The organism is Pseudomonas sp. RIT-To-2, from assembly GCF_029623465.1.
In the GTDB taxonomy this organism is placed as follows: domain Bacteria; phylum Pseudomonadota; class Gammaproteobacteria; order Pseudomonadales; family Pseudomonadaceae; genus Aquipseudomonas; species Aquipseudomonas silvicola.
Genome location: NZ_JAPYKM010000004.1, coordinates 106,361 through 120,902, shown reverse-complemented (window position 1 = coordinate 120,902; position 14,542 = coordinate 106,361). Strand labels below are relative to the sequence as shown.

11 protein-coding genes are annotated in these 14,542 nt (G+C 64.5%); 4 read left to right on the top strand and 7 right to left on the bottom strand.

The annotated features are described in order from the left end of the window. Positions 1 to 22: 22 nt before the first annotated feature. The 6 genes from QBK88_RS05295 to QBK88_RS05270 form a co-directional block, all read right to left on the bottom strand. Positions 23 to 1,270, bottom strand: a complete 1,248-nt coding sequence (locus tag QBK88_RS05295) for an OprD family porin (RefSeq protein WP_277961216.1) — start codon at positions 1,268 to 1,270, stop codon at positions 23 to 25. A 112-nt stretch (positions 1,271 to 1,382) separates the two neighbouring features. Further along, positions 1,383 to 2,717, bottom strand: coding sequence for an MFS transporter (locus QBK88_RS05290; RefSeq protein ID WP_277961215.1), 1,335 nt, complete (start codon positions 2,715 to 2,717; stop codon positions 1,383 to 1,385). Positions 2,718 to 2,887: 170 nt separating this feature from the next. Further along, positions 2,888 to 3,307, bottom strand: a complete 420-nt coding sequence (locus QBK88_RS05285) for a hypothetical protein (protein WP_277961214.1) — start codon at positions 3,305 to 3,307, stop codon at positions 2,888 to 2,890. After that, positions 3,304 to 3,513, bottom strand: coding sequence for a hypothetical protein (locus QBK88_RS05280; RefSeq protein WP_277961213.1), 210 nt, complete (start codon positions 3,511 to 3,513; stop codon positions 3,304 to 3,306). Before QBK88_RS05280 ends, QBK88_RS05285 begins: the two co-directional genes overlap by 4 nt. 165 nt (positions 3,514 to 3,678) lie before the next feature. Beyond that, the gene (locus QBK88_RS05275) at positions 3,679 to 4,944 is read right to left on the bottom strand and encodes an ATP-binding protein (RefSeq protein ID WP_277961212.1); all 1,266 of its coding nucleotides are present in this window, start codon (positions 4,942 to 4,944) and stop codon (positions 3,679 to 3,681) included. Further along, a complete protein-coding gene (locus tag QBK88_RS05270; RefSeq protein WP_268141827.1) occupies positions 4,941 to 5,624 on the bottom strand; it encodes a response regulator transcription factor in 684 nt (227 codons plus the stop codon). The genes QBK88_RS05275 and QBK88_RS05270 overlap by 4 nt, the downstream gene beginning before the upstream one ends. Positions 5,625 to 5,847: 223 nt before the next feature. Between QBK88_RS05270 and bamA the strand changes: the two genes are divergently transcribed. The 3 genes from bamA (at position 5,848) to QBK88_RS05255 (ending at position 11,221) form a co-directional block, all read left to right on the top strand. Beyond that, positions 5,848 to 8,214, top strand: coding sequence for an outer membrane protein assembly factor BamA (gene bamA, locus QBK88_RS05265; RefSeq protein ID WP_277961211.1), 2,367 nt, complete (start codon positions 5,848 to 5,850; stop codon positions 8,212 to 8,214). 120 nt (positions 8,215 to 8,334) lie between these two features. After that, positions 8,335 to 10,047 (top strand): tannase/feruloyl esterase family alpha/beta hydrolase, encoded by a 1,713-nt coding sequence (locus QBK88_RS05260; protein WP_277961210.1) that lies wholly within the window; start codon positions 8,335 to 8,337, stop codon positions 10,045 to 10,047. Between the two features lie 88 nt (positions 10,048 to 10,135). Further along, complete coding sequence (locus tag QBK88_RS05255) at positions 10,136 to 11,221, top strand: transketolase-like TK C-terminal-containing protein (RefSeq protein ID WP_277961209.1); 1,086 nt, start codon at positions 10,136 to 10,138, stop codon at positions 11,219 to 11,221. On the opposite strand, the gene QBK88_RS05250 is transcribed toward QBK88_RS05255, so the two are convergent. Then, positions 11,215 to 11,667 (bottom strand): MarR family transcriptional regulator, encoded by a 453-nt coding sequence (locus QBK88_RS05250; protein ID WP_277961208.1) that lies wholly within the window; start codon positions 11,665 to 11,667, stop codon positions 11,215 to 11,217. The genes QBK88_RS05255 and QBK88_RS05250 overlap by 7 nt on opposite strands. Before the next feature lie 173 nt (positions 11,668 to 11,840). Here QBK88_RS05250 and aceE point away from each other — a divergent pair, with 173 nt between their 5' ends. Beyond that, positions 11,841 to 14,510, top strand: coding sequence for a pyruvate dehydrogenase (acetyl-transferring), homodimeric type (gene aceE / locus QBK88_RS05245; protein ID WP_277961207.1), 2,670 nt, complete (start codon positions 11,841 to 11,843; stop codon positions 14,508 to 14,510). Positions 14,511 to 14,542: the final 32 nt, after the last annotated feature.

The following is a 14,542-nucleotide window of genomic DNA, read 5'->3' as shown; positions in this document are numbered from 1 at the left end:
TACCGCAACCCGCGCCCTCAGGTCAGAACAGCGACAACGGGTAGCTGACGATCAAGCGGTTTTCGTCGAACTCGTTGGTGCTGTAGTCGCGGCGAATGCTGGAGTTGCGCAGTCGCACGTTAAGGTCCTTGAAGGTGCCGCTTTGCAGGGTGTAGGCGATTTCACTCTCGCGCCCCCACTCCTTGCCATCGGTGATGGTGCCACTGTGCACATTGCTGCCGCTGATGTAGCGGTTCATCAGGGTCAGCCCGGGAATACCCAGCGCCGCAAAGTTATAGTCATAGCGCAGTTGCCAGGAATGCTCCTGGGCACTGTCGAAGCTGGAGTTGTAGCTGTCATTGGCCAGGGTGCCGCCGCTGGTGCCGTTCACGCGCATCCAGGCGTTCTTGCCGGTCAGCTTCTGCAGGCCCACCCACAGGGTGCCGCCGCCGTAACGCGCGGAGAACATCCCGGACATGGTGCGGTTGTCGAGGTCGCCATCCAGGGCGCTGCCATCCTCCTTGCCCCAGAAGTAGCCCAGGTTGGCACCCAGGGTCCACGCCCCTACCGTCTGGCTGTGCAGCAACTGCACGTATTGCTGCTGGTACACATCCTTGAGCTGCGCGTTCCAGGCGCCAATCAGCGTATGTTTGTCGTTGAAGGTGTATTCGGCACCGGCGAAGTTGAAACGGTCTGACGTACCGGTGGTGTTCCCCTGCATGGACATGTCGGTCATGCTCGAATCATTGCGCGGGCTGTTTTGCCGGAACTGACCGCCGTACAGGGTCAGGCCGCTGATTTCCTTCGAGGTGATCTGCCCGCCCTGGAAGGTCTGGGGCAGCGAGCGGCCGTCATCGGAGCGAAGGATAGGTAGCACCGGCATCCACTCACCGACCTTCAATTCGGTCTGGCTGATCTTCATCTTGCCGGCCACGCCAAGGCGGCCGAAGGTGGAGGCCGGGTCGCCGTCATGGTCCACCGGCAGCAACTGCGAACCACCGCTGCCACCGCCGCCGTTGAGCTTGACCGAATACAGCCCCAGCACATCGACGCCAAAGCCCACCACCCCCTGGGTGAAGCCAGAGCGGGCGTCGAGAATGAAGCTCTGGGTCCACTCCTCCGCCTGGTTCTGGCCATAGCCGGGATTGGTGAAGTTGCGGTTCAGGTAGAAGTTGCGCAGGTTGAGGTTGACGCTGGCGTCGTCGACAAACCCTTCGGCCATGGCGTCCAGCGGCAGGCTCGCGAGCAGTGCCAGGGTGCCGACCAGACGAGGCTTGAATGTCATTTTCATTGTTATTGTTTTCCATTTCATGAGGACAAGCGGGCCCCTGCGCCCAGGCGGCAGGGCGCCGGAGGTGAAGCGATAAGGAGGGAGCTGGCCGGGCTCTTACCCGGCCAGAGGCTCAGGCCGCCAGCGGCTGAGCGGCGCGACGCCGGGCGACACCATTGGCCAGGATCGCCACGGCGGCGAAGAAAGCCGGCACGCCGAGCATGGCAAACAGGGCCGGCAGGCTCAGGCCCATGCTGAGCACGGCGCCGCCGATCAGCGAACCGAAGATCGCGCCGAAGCGACCGATGCCCAGCATCCAGCTGACGCCCGTGGCACGGAAGTCGGTGGGGTAGTAGTTGGGGGCGAAGGCGTTGAGGCCGGTTTGCGCACCGCTCATGAAGAAGCCCGCGGCGATGACGCCCACCGCCAGCAAGCTCGACTCCAGGCTGAAGGCGCCCAGCAACAGGATGCACACCCCTCCCAAGGCGTACGAGGTGGCGATGACCCGGTTGGGGTTGCGACGGTCCATGATCCAGCCCACCATAATGGCGCCCACAGTGCCGCCGATCTGGAACAGCCCGGTGATGGTGGCCGCACGCTCGATGGGCAGGCCACCGTCACGCAGCAAGGTCGGCAGCCAACCCATGGTCAGGTAGATCACCATCAGGCCCATGAAGTAGGTCGCCCACAGCGCCAGGGTGCCGGTGCGGTAGGTCGTGGTGAACAACTGGCTGATGGGCGCCTTGTTCTGCGCCGGTGGCTCGCTGAGGGTGAAGGTGGTACCGGCATCGAAGCGCCCGCCTAGCTTGTTCAGCACCTTGGCGATGCTGGCGGCCGGGGCATTGCGGGTGGCCAGGAAACGTGGCGACTCTGGCAACAACAGCCACAGGAACGGCAGCAACGCCAACGGCAGCAGGCCGCCTGCCAGCAGCACAGACTGCCAGCCATGCGCCGGAATCAACCAGGCTGCCACCAGGCCGCCGCCACCGGAGCCCAGGTTGAAGCCGGTGAACATCACGGTGATGAACAGCGAACGGTTGCGCTGTGGCAGGAACTCCGACAGCAGCGTGGTGGTGTTGGGCATCGCCGCGCCCAGGGCCACCCCGGACAACAGGCGCAGCCCGGCCAGTTCCCACGGGTTGCGAGCGAAGGCGCAGGCCAGGCTCAGTACCGCGAAACCGGTGACGGCAATCAACAGGATCTTCTTGCGACCCAGGCGGTCCGCGTAGGGGCCGGCGGTCAGGGCACCGATGGCCAGGCCGATCATACCGGCACTCATGACCGGGCCGAACGCGGCTTTGCTCAAGCCCCATTCCTGAGTCAGCGACGGCGCGATGAAGCCCATCACGGCTACGTCCAGGCCGTCGAACACGACGACCAGGAAACACAGCACCATGATCAGCCATTGATAAGCACCCACAGGGCGATTGTCGATCCACGCCTTGATGTCGACGGAGGTGTTGCGCATGTTTTATCACCTTGTTGTTTTTGTAAGGTTGCCGTGACCTCTGCGGGCCATCGGGGTACTACGATGAGCGTGACTTTACGGGCGAATACCCGAAGCGCGCCTCCGGGTATTCCTTAAGCAGGTATGTGATTTGTTTATCGGGTTGGAACCGCAGTGCCAGTTCGCCGAGGTCAGTCTTCGGCGAACCGGAAGGTGCGCTTGTCGCCGGTGAGCTGGCGGGCGATTGCCTTCAGCGTGTCGGGGCATGGCAGGTCGGTGATGCGCGCGATCAGCCGCACATTGGCGCCCAGGGGGCTGGGCGCGGGCGCCAATAGCGTCTTCATCTGGTGGGCCACCTTGAAGATATCCTCGGCGCAGCGGCTGTTGAAGTCGCCGTGCAATTCCAGAAACTGGCCGCTCTTGTCGTGATGGATCTGCAGGTGGTAGCGCCGCGAACCGTCGCGTCCGCCACTGCCCAGCAGCACCGGGGTGAACCCGCGGCCCAGGTAGGCGCGCAGTTGGTCTTGCAATGCATCCTGGATGGCCACGGGCACCTCTTCGGCCAGGGGCTTGGCCGGGCGGGCACGAAGGGCCTTGCGCTTGAGTTTCATCGCCCGCCCTCCACGGCCTGCCAGGGCAGTTGCACCGCCACCGGGTGGGGGAACGCGAACGTGTAGGCAGCCACCTGGCCTTGCACCACATTGAAGTCACAGGCGCTGACGAACACCGGGGTAACCGGATCGACGCACCAGGGGCTGCGCATCACTTTATGGTCCAGCAGAAAGGTCAAACCAACAGAACGTATCAGGTCTTTCATCATCGCCTCGATCACTGAGTATCCAGCGTATCCAGCTCTCCTTGCGCAACTGGCGCCGTGGGAAAAGCTTACGCGGAGGGCAGGTTCAAGGCGGTCAAGGCGATGTAATATTGGGTAAAGATCAACCACGGGAATCGCGGTGCCAACGGACTGCGCGGGCCTGGCTCAGGCCTTGCGGGGCAAGGCGATATCGACGATCAGCCCACCCTCGGCGCCGTTGCTGGCGACGATCTGCCCGCCATGCATCTCCACTGCGCGCTGGGCAATGGCCAGCCCCAGGCCGAAGCCGGCCTGGGCCTGCTCCGCGCCACGCTCGAAGGGCGTGAAGATGCTGCGCAGGCGGTGGGGCTCCACACCTGGGCCCTGGTCGGTGATTCGCACATGCAACCAGTCCCAGGGCTCACCGGTGGTGGCCGTCACGCACACTTGTGTGCCGGGCGCGGTATAGCGTACCGCGTTACGTACCACGTTCTCGAAGCAGCGATACAGCAGTTCGCCATTCACCTGACTGACAAAAGTCGCCGGCGCCACCAGTATCACCTGGCAGCCCTTGATGCCCGCTTCGAACTTCGCATCCTCGACAATATCAGCCAGCAGCTCGATCACATCCAGCCGCTCGCTACCCAGGCTCTCCGGGCGCCCCTGCACCCGGGCCAGGGTCAGCAGCTCCTCGATCAGTGTGTCGATACGTTCCGACTCACGCTCGATGCGCCCCAGCATCTCCAGGCGGTCAGGGTCCTGCAGCAACAGGCCAATGGCAGCGCGCATGCGCGTCAGCGGCGAGCGCAATTCGTGGGAAATGTCATGCAACAGGTGCTGCTGGGCGTCCACCAGCAACTTCAGTTGGGTGGCCATGCGGTCGCAGTCTTCGGCCAGGTCGACGATTTCATCGCGGCGCCGGCCCATGATCGGTTTGACCCGGGTGTCGAACCGCCCCTGGGCGACATTGCGCATGGCCCGGCGCAGGTGCACCAGGGGCCATACCAGGTAATAGGCCAGGTACCAGCTGAACAGCGCGCTCATCACCGTGCCCACCAGCAGCGGGACGGCGTGGCCAGGGCCCCTGCCTTCAGGCGCACCAGGGTCTTGGGGGGTGCGCAGCGTCACCCGCTGGCCATCGCTGGCGGTCACAGCGAGGCTGAAGGCGTCCGGCGGCACCGGCTTGCCCGCCAGCAACTGACCTTGCTGGTCATACAGCCCCACCTGCTTGCCGTGCAGTTCGTCGGCCCACACCGTCAACAGCGGCTTGCCCGCGTCCACGCCAAACCGCTCGATGACGTGCTGCGTATTGAAGAATACGGTGCCGATCTGCGGGTCGCCCGGAAAGAAGCGGCCCAGCAACAAGATCGCCAGGCCCATCAGGAACGTCAGGCTGGTGGCCAGCCAGAACGCCAGGAACAGCTTCCAGAATAGCCGGCTGGGCCTGATCATTCGGCGATCAACAGGTAGCCCAGGCCGCGCACACTCTGAATCCAGGCCTTGGCATCGGAACGCGGCCCCAGTTTCTGGCGGATGCTGCTGATATGCACGTCGATGCGCCGGTCATAGCGCGTCAACGGCCTGCCCAGGGCGTTGATGGACAGGTTCTGTTTGCTCACCACCTGGCCGGCGTGGCGCGCCAACTCTTCAAGCAAGCTGAATTCGGTGCTGGTCAGGTCCAGCTCGCTGCCTTGCCAGGTGGCCTGGCGCTTGGCCGGCCACAAGGCCAGCAGGCCAGTGCGAATGGCATCGGTGGCCGGCGCGTCCTGGGGCTGCACCCTGCGCATGATCGCCCGCAGGCGCGCCACCAGCTCGCCGGGCGAGCTGGGCTTGGGCACATAGTCGTCCGCTCCCAGTTCCAGGCCGGTGATCTTGTCGATATTGTCGCCGCGGGCGGTCAGCAGTAACACCGGCACCTGGCTGGTGGCGCGGATGCGGCGCAGCACTTCGATGCCCGACAGGCGCGGCAGCATCACGTCCAGCACCACGATGCTGTAGCGCCCGGACAACGCCTGTACCTCGCCCTCCTCGCCGGTGTGCACGGCGGTGGCGTGGAAGCCCTCGCGCTGCAGATACTCGCTGAGCATCTCGGTCAGTTCCTCGTCATCGTCGACAAGCAGTACGGAAATCATGGCGGACTCGTGAAGGGGCATCGGGCCATTATTACCCTAGTCCCGCCGCGCGTCACCGCAAGCGCACAACCTTTACCTAACTTGACATTGGGTTAACCGCACCGAACTTCCCGGCCTTTTATGCTTCACCCCCCAAGCCAAGCGACCGCCTGGCGCCTTGCCTTACCGCGAGCCCGTGCGGTGCGCCTGGGCTGTCTGTCGAAGCGTCCTGGAACCGATCCTGATGAATTTGTCGCGCCTGCTCTGCTCGGTTGTGCTGGTGGCCAATGCCACGCTCGCACAGGCTGAAGCGTTCAAGATTTCCGATATTCGTATCAACGGCCTGCAACGGGTATCCGCCGGCAGTGTGTTTGGTGCCCTGCCCTTGAACGTGGGCGACCAGGCTGACGACGGCCGCCTGGTGGAGTCGACCCGGGCCCTGTTCAAGACCGGCTTTTTCCAGGACATCAACCTGGCCCGCGACGGCAACGTGCTGATCATCAACGTGGTGGAGCGCCCGTCCATTTCCTCCATCGAAATCGAGGGCAACAAGGCCATCAGCACCGAAGACCTGATGAAGGGCCTCAAGCAGTCGGGCCTGGCCGAGGGCGAGATTTTCCAGCGCGCCACCCTCGAAGGCGTGCGCAACGAACTGCAACGCCAGTACGTGGCCCAAGGCCGATATTCGGCGACCGTGGACGCCGACGTGGTGCCCCAGCCGCGCAACCGCGTCAGCCTCAAGATCAAGATCGACGAGGGCAGCGTGGCTGCCATCAAGCACATCAACGTGGTGGGCAACACGGTGTTCAGCGAAGAAGAGCTGACCGACCAGTTTCAGCTCAAGACCAGCAACTGGTTGTCGTTCTTCAAGAACGATGACAAATACGCCCGGGAAAAACTCTCCGGCGACCTGGAAAAGCTGCGCTCGTATTACCTGGACCGTGGCTACATCAACATGGACATCACCTCTACCCAGGTGTCCATCAGCCCGGACAAGAAGAGCGTGTTCATTACCGTGAACATCAACGAAGGCCAACGCTACACCGTGCGGGACGTCAAGCTGTCGGGCGAGCTCAAGGCGCCCGAAGACCAGGTCAAGGCGCTGCTGCTGGTGCAGAAAGGCCAGGTGTTCTCGCGCAAACTGATGACCACCACGTCGGAGCTGATCACCCGCCGGCTCGGCAACGAGGGGTACACCTTCGCCAACGTCAACGGCGTGCCCGAGCCCCATGATGACGACCACACCGTGGACATCACCTTCATGGTGGTGCCGGGCAAGCGCGCCTACGTGGACCGCATCAACTTCGTCGGCAACACCAAGACCGATGACAAGGTGCTGCGCCGCGAGATGCGCCAGATGGAAGGCGGCTGGGCCTCCACCTACCTGATCGACCAGTCCAAGACCCGGCTGGAGCGCCTGGGCTTCTTCAAGACGGTGAACGTCGAAACCCCGGCCGTGCCGGGCAAGGACGACCAGGTCGACGTGAACTACTCGGTTGAAGAGCAAGCCTCTGGTTCGATCACCGCCAGCGTCGGCTTTGCCCAGAGCGCAGGCCTGATCCTGGGCGGCTCGATCACCCAGAGCAACTTCCTGGGTACCGGCAACTACGCCAGCATCGGCCTGACCAAGTCCGAATATCAGACCAAGTACAATTTCGCCTACACCAACCCCTACTTCACCCCCGACGGTGTGAGCCTGGGCTACAACCTGTTCCTCAACAAGACCGACTACAACGACTACTACGACGACGGCGTGTCGTACTATTCGATCAACAGCTACGGCATGGGCACCACGTTCGGCTACCCGATCAGTGAAACCACGCGCATGACCTACGGTCTGACCCTGCAGCACGACGAGATCAGCCCGGGCACCTACAGCGCCGACGAAATCTACGATTTCATCGAGCGCAACGGCGAGAGCTTCACCAACCTCAAGGCCAGCGTGGCCTGGTCGGAATCGACCCTCAACCGGGGCGTGCTGGCCAACCGCGGCCACTCCCAGAGCCTGAGCTTCATGGCCACGGTGCCGGGCAGCGACCTGACCTTCTACAAGCTCGATTACAACGGCCAGACCTTCCTGCCCATGAGCAGCAACACCTCGATCCGCCTGCACACCAAGCTGGGCTACGGCAACGGCTATGGTTCCACCGACGGCCTGCCCTTCTACGAGAACTACACCGCTGGCGGCGAAGGCAGCGTGCGCGGCTTCAAGAGCGGCACCCTGGGCCCGCGCAGCACCCCGGCCACCGGCACTTACTCGTCCATGGGCCAGGAGTACTACTCGGACCGCAGCACCGACTCGCTGGGGGGCAACATCCTGATCACCGGCGGCGCCGAGTACCTGTTCCCGATGCCATTCATCAAGGATCAGAAGTCGCTGCAGACGTCGATCTTCTGGGACTTCGGCACGGTGTACTCGGACAAGTGCTACCTGAGCACCACCCAGAACTGCGGCAACGTCAGCCTCAGCGAAATGGCCGCGTCCCTGGGTGTCGGCGCTACCTGGTACTCGCCACTGGGCCCGCTGACCTTCAGCCTGGCCCTGCCGCTGCGCAGCCCTAGCGGCTCCGAAGCCCAGGTGTTCCAGTTCTCCCTGGGCCAGACCTTCTGACCCCTGGGCTACCCTACGCCTACCCTGCAGGAGCGGGCCTGCCCGCGAGCTTTCGACACTGTAAAAGCTCGCTGGCAGGCCTGCTCCTGCAGTCGTTTCCACACAGGAGCCAACACTGTCATGAAAACATTCCTGGCCGGCGCCCTCCTGGCGCTGCTACTCGGCACCGCCCACGCCGAAGACATCGCCACCCTGCCCGTGGTGCAGCCTACCCAGACCTGCGCTGCCCTGAAAACCCAGGACCTCACCGCACTGGGCGGCGCCGGCAGCCACATTGACAGCGCCAGCGAAGCCACCGCCAATGGCGCCGCCAGTTGCGTGGTCGAGGGCACCCTGGCCCCCAGCATTCGCTTTCGCGTCGCCCTGCCTGTGCACACCTGGACCCAACGCTACCTGCAGATCGGCTGCGGCGGCCTGTGCGGCAACATCAGCAACCAGGTGGGCGCGGCCCAGGGCTGCGCACCGCTCAATGCCGGCGGCTTCGTCATCGCCGCCACCGACATGGGCCACGAAGGCAACAGCAGCGAGTTCGGCAAAGACCGGCAAAAACGCGTGGACTTCGCCTACCGCAGCCAGCACCTCACCGCCCAGGTGGCCAAGCAGTTGATTCAGGCCTACTACGGGCAACCCCAGGCCTACGCCTATTTCAGTGGTTGCTCGGACGGCGGGCGCGAAGCGCTGATGGAAGCGCAGCGCTACCCGGATGACTTCAACGGCATCATCGCCGGCGCCGCGGCCCTGAATTTTCAGGTGCAGAACGCCCTGTACCACGCCTGGCAAGCCAAGGCCAACGAAGGGCCGGACGGCAAGGCCATTCTGCTGGCCTCGCGGCTGCCGTTGCTGCATGATGCCGTACTCAAGCAATGCGATGCCTTGGACGGCCAGGTCGACCGCCTGGTCAGCGACCCGCGCGCCTGCCATTTCGACCCGGCGGTGCTGCAATGCAAGGCTGGCGAAGACCCCGGCCAGTGCCTCACGGCGGCCGAAGTCGGCGCGGTGCGCAAGCTGTATGACGGCCCCCACGACCCGGCCAGCGGCCAGCGCATGATCATCGGCGGCCCACAGCCTGGCTCGGAGCTGGCCTGGGCCGGCGTGTTCGTGCCCATGAGCGCCGACCAGCCGATCTTCAGTCAGAAGATCGCCCTGGATGCGCTGCAGAATGTCAGCTTCGAACCCAACCCGACCACCGAACTGACGCTGGCCGACGCCCGTTTCGACAGCGCCACATTCGCCCGCTTGCGCACCCTGCATCCTTTGTACGACGCCACCAACCCGGACCTGTCGGCCTTCGCCGACAAGGGTGGCAAGCTGATCATCTGGCACGGCTGGGCCGACCCGCATATCTCGCCGCTCAACTCCCTGGCGTACCACCAGGCACTGATCAAGCAGATGGGCCAGGCCCGCACGGAGGCTTTTGAGCGCCTGTACCTGCTGCCCGGTGTGCACCACTGCAGCGGTGGCGAAGGCCCCAGCGAGCTGGACCTGCTGACGCCGATGATGAGCTGGGTGGAACGCCAGCAGGCCCCCGATGCAATCATTGCCACCCAGGCCGACAGCCACTCAAGCTTTGGGGCGCCGATGGCACCGCCGGCGGGCGACCTGAAGGGCAAGCGCCCGCCCATGGGCATGATGGGCCTGCCACCATCCGCTGCCGACCAGGCCAATGCCGGACGCACACGGCCGGTGTACCCCTGGCCGTACACGGCCGCCTACAACGGCAAGGGTGACCCGCGGCTGGCGGCCAGCTACCAGCGAGGCGGCCCCCAGGACACCTCGCCCACCCCGGCCTGGCTCGGCGCGGACTTCTTCACGCCCGATACACAACAGCCCTGACACGGTTGCAGTACGGGCTGTAATTGCAATTGCAACAATAACCTCTCATCCCTTATGGTGGTGTCAGACTGAAAAGGACATCACCCATATGGACACGACCCACTTCCCCCATACCCCCGACACCGGCCGCGCCGCCCAGGCGCTGATGGACAAGATCCGCGGCCCCCTGGCGGCGCCAGGTCCGGGCGCCAGTTCGCCGCTCTATACCCTGCTGGACATCGCCAACCGCCTGGAAGGCGACCCGCACACCGCAAAACAGATTTGGGTGGTGCGCGACACCCTGCGCCCTGGCCACGACGGCGGTCAGATCAGCACCTGGCCGCTGTGGTTCAGCGAAAAAGCGCGGGCCAGCGAGAAACCCTTGCTGTACCTCACCCAGTCCCCTACCTCGGCGGAGCTGTGTGCACTGGCGAACCAGGCCGCCGACCGCGGCATCGTCTGCAACGATATCGAGTCCTCGCCCTCGCGCTGGCCCAAGGGTGCCCACCCCTGGCTGCCGCTGTGGCTGGCGGCCAACCACCACTGCCTGCCGTACGACCCCGCCTGCAGCGAAGAGGCCCGGGCCATCCTGCTCGGCGCCCTGCAGGCGCTGTACGTCGAAGGGCAACCCGGCTTCTGCTACCTGACCCTGCACGACGAACCCGCCATGGAGCCCACCCAGGTAGCGGACCCGACCGCAGCGTTCAAGGGCATGTACCCAGTGCAAGGTTTCGACCCCGATGATTCGCGGCCCAAGGTACGCCTGCTGGGCGCCGGGCTGAGCCTGCGCGAGGTGCGGGCCGCGGCGCGCCTGCTGGATGAACGCTGGGGCGTGCAGAGCGAAGTCTGGAGTTGCCCCAGCTACACCCGCCTGGCCCGCGAAGCCACCAGCGCCGAACGCTGGAACCGCCTCAACCCCGGCCGGCCACGCAGGGCCGCGCACCTGCACCAAAGCCTGGCCGGCAGCCAGGTGCCGATCGTCGCCGTCACCGGTTATGGCCAGTACATCGCCGAACAACTGGCCAGCCACGTGCGCGCTCCCTACTGTGCCTTGGGCGCGGACTCACTGGGCGACGGCCAACCCGTCAGCCGTCACTGGATCGTTGTCAGTGCCCTGACCGAGCTGGCGCGCCAGGGCAGCGTCGACAGCGCCCTGGCCGATCGTGCCCTGAGCGATGCCCGCCGGGCTCACTGAGCCTCGCTGCTGGCGTTGGCGGCCAGGCGCACCTGCTCCAGCGCCACCGCCATCGGCTGGCGCACCTGTGGGTCGAACTGGCTGAGGAACAGTTCGTTCACGGCGCCCTCGTACACCACCCACATGCGCTTGCGCAGTGCCCTGCCCTTGTCGGTGATGCACGCCACGGCGCCGCGCCCATCGGCCTGGGAACGCCGGCGTTCGACCAGGCCGTCAGCTTCCAGGCGGTCCACCAGGCGCGTGAGGTTGTAGCGCTCGATCACCATCACATCGGCCAGTTCGTGCATGCGCCGCGTGCCCTGCGGGCCGCTCTCGATCCCCCACAGGGCGTCGTACCAGGCGTACGCGGGCAACTGCTCGGCGGCCAGGCGGCGCTCGATCTCGCGGATCAGCGAGCGGTGCGCACGAACGAAGTTGAACCAGAGGTCTGCTTGGCCCTGAGGCATGGGTTCTCCTGAAGCGGGGGGTAATTTAGTTGCAATTGTACGCCAGCGCGGGATAAATTCAGCGGATAGTTGCAGTTGCAATGAAATAATTCGGGGGCCGGCCACAAGCCGAACAGACCCTCTTGGGCACCGAACAGTGCGGTGCCTGCTCACGCTGCCGAAGGAGACTAGCTATGAAAGAGCAATCGATGTTTCTTGACAGGGACCCACAGGAGACTCGCGAATGGATCGACTCGATGGAGTCGGTCATCGATGTGGAAGGCCGTTCCCGCGCCCACTACCTCATCGATCAGTTGCTCGACTTCGACGTCGCGCGCCACGGGGATTTCCACGGCCGCGTCACCACCCCCTATGTCAACACCATCGCCCCTGAGCGTGAGCAGCCCTACCCTGGCGACCTGGGTATCGAAAAGCGCATCAATGCTTTCATTCGCTGGAACGCCCTGACCATGGTGCTGCGTGCCGGCAAACACTCAGGGGTGGGTGGCCACATTGCCAGCTATGCCTCGGCTGCCGTGCTGTACGACGTGGGCTTCGACCATTTCTTCCGCGGCCGTACCGAGACGTTTGCCGGCGACATGGTCTACATCCAGGGCCACTCCTCGCCAGGCATCTATGGCCGCGCCTTTCTGGAAGGCCGCCTGAGCGAAGAGCAACTGGACAATTTCCGCCGCGAAACCGACCGCGACGGCATTTCCTCCTACCCGCACCCGCGCCTGATGGGTGACTTCTGGCAGTTCCCTACCGTGTCCATGGGCCTGGGGCCGATCACCGCCGCCTACCAGGCGCGCTTCATGCGCTACTTGGAAAACCGCGGCCTCAAGGAACACCAGGGCCGCAAGGTGTGGGCCTTCCTGGGTGACGGCGAAATGGACCAGCCCGAGTCCCTGGCCGCCATTTCCCTGGCCGGCCGGGAGAAACTCGACAACCTGATTTTCGTCGTCAACTGCAACCTGCAACGCCTGGACGGCCCGGTGCGCGGCAACGCCAAAGTCATTCAGGAATTCGAAAGCCTGTACCGCGCCGCTGGCTGGAATGTGATCAAGGTCATCTGGGGCAGTGGCTGGGACCGCCTGCTGAACAAGGACCGCACCGGCCTGCTGCGCCAGCGCATGATGGAGTGCGTGGACGGTGACTACCAGAACTACAAGTCCCAGAACGGCGCCTACGTGCGCGAGCATTTCTTCGGCAAGTACCCTGAACTGCTGGAGCTGGTCAGCGACATGACCGACGACGAGATCTGGAAGCTGTCGCGCGGCGGCCACGACCCGCTGAAGGTCTTCAATGCCTACGCTGCCGCCATGCGCCACACCGGCGGCCCGACGGTGATCCTGGCCAAGACGGTGAAAGGCTTCGGCATGGGCGAGGCTGGCGAAGGCCAGAACATCAACCACCAGCAGAAGAAGATGGGCACCGACGCCATCAAGGCCTTCCGTGACCGTTTCAACCTGGACCTCAGCGATGAGCAACTGGCCGAGCTGCCCTACCTCAAGCCCGATGCCGACAGCGCCGAGTCGCGCTACCTGCAGGCTGCGCGCAGCAAGCTGGGCGGCTACGTGCCGGCCCGCCACGCCAACGTCGAGCCGCTGGCCATACCGCCCCTGACCGCGCTGGAGGCGCAGCTCAAAGGTACCGGCGAGCGCGAGATTTCCACCACCATGGCCTTCGTGCGGATCCTCAGCACCCTGCTCAAGGACAAGGAAATCGGCAAGCGGGTCGTGCCGATCGTGCCAGACGAATCGCGCACCTTCGGCATGGAAAGCCTGTTCCGCCAGATCGGCATCCACTCCCATGTAGGCCAGTTGTACACCCCGCAGGACGCCGGCCAGCTGAGCTACTACAAGGAGAGCAAGGACGGCCAGATCATGCAGGAAGGCCTCAACGAATCCGGGGCCATGTCGTCCTGGATCGCGGCCAGTACTTCGTATGCCAACCATGGCGTGATGACCATCCCGTTCTACATCTACTACTCGATGTTCGGCTTCCAGCGTGTGGGCGACCTGGCCTGGGCCGCGGGTGACGCCCGGGCGCGCGGCTTCCTGCTGGGGGCTACCTCGGGGCGCACCACACTGATGGGCGAAGGCCTGCAGCATGACGACGGGCACAGCCACGTGCTGTCCTCGACCATTCCGTGCTGTGTGTCCTATGACCCGACCTTCTCCTACGAGCTGGCGGTGATCATCCAGGAAGGCATGCGCCGCATGTATGTCAACAACGAGGACGTGTACTACTACATCACCCTGCTCAACGAAAACTACAGCCACCCCGACATGCCCGAAGGCGTCGCCGACGGCATTCTCAAGGGTCTGTACCCGTTGTCGACCACCGCACCGGCCAAGGGCACCCCGCATGTGCAACTGATGGGCTGTGGGTCGATCCTGCGCGAAGTGATCGCCGCCGTGGAAATCCTGGCTCGGGACTATGGCGTGAGCAGCGACGTGTGGAGCGCCACCAGCCTGACCGAACTGCGCCGTGACGGCCAGGCGGTGGAACGCTGGAACCTGCTCAATCCACTGGCCGAGCCACGCACCAGCCACGTGGAAGACTGCCTGGCCGGCCGCCAGGGCCCGGTCGTGGTTGCCACTGACTACATGAAGATCCTCGCCGACCAGATCCGCCCCTTCGTTCATGGCCGCCGCTTCGTGGCCCTGGGCACTGACGGCTTCGGCCAGTCCGACACCCGCGAAGCCCTGCGCCGCCACTTTGAAGTGGACCGCCAGTTCGTGGTGCTGGCAGCCTTGAAGGCCTTGGCCGATGACGGTGTGATTGAACGCAGTGTGGTAGCCAAGGCGCTGGTGGACCTTGAAATCGATACCGGCAAGACGGACCCGGCGAGTGTCTGATAGCGTTGGGTGGTAAACAAAGAAGGGGCGCA

Coding starts and splice junctions, on each gene's coding strand:
- aceE (WP_277961207.1), top strand. CDS start 11,841: ATGAAAGAGCAATCGATGTTTCTTGACAGGGACCCACAGGAGACTCGC.
- QBK88_RS05250 (WP_277961208.1), bottom strand. CDS start 11,667: ATGCCTCAGGGCCAAGCAGACCTCTGGTTCAACTTCGTTCGTGCGCAC.
- QBK88_RS05280 (WP_277961213.1), bottom strand. CDS start 3,513: ATGAAAGACCTGATACGTTCTGTTGGTTTGACCTTTCTGCTGGACCAT.
- bamA (WP_277961211.1), top strand. CDS start 5,848: ATGAATTTGTCGCGCCTGCTCTGCTCGGTTGTGCTGGTGGCCAATGCC.
- QBK88_RS05285 (WP_277961214.1), bottom strand. CDS start 3,307: ATGAAACTCAAGCGCAAGGCCCTTCGTGCCCGCCCGGCCAAGCCCCTG.
- QBK88_RS05255 (WP_277961209.1), top strand. CDS start 10,136: ATGGACACGACCCACTTCCCCCATACCCCCGACACCGGCCGCGCCGCC.
- QBK88_RS05275 (WP_277961212.1), bottom strand. CDS start 4,944: ATGATCAGGCCCAGCCGGCTATTCTGGAAGCTGTTCCTGGCGTTCTGG.
- QBK88_RS05270 (WP_268141827.1), bottom strand. CDS start 5,624: ATGATTTCCGTACTGCTTGTCGACGATGACGAGGAACTGACCGAGATG.
- QBK88_RS05290 (WP_277961215.1), bottom strand. CDS start 2,717: ATGCGCAACACCTCCGTCGACATCAAGGCGTGGATCGACAATCGCCCT.
- QBK88_RS05295 (WP_277961216.1), bottom strand. CDS start 1,270: ATGAAAATGACATTCAAGCCTCGTCTGGTCGGCACCCTGGCACTGCTC.
- QBK88_RS05260 (WP_277961210.1), top strand. CDS start 8,335: ATGAAAACATTCCTGGCCGGCGCCCTCCTGGCGCTGCTACTCGGCACC.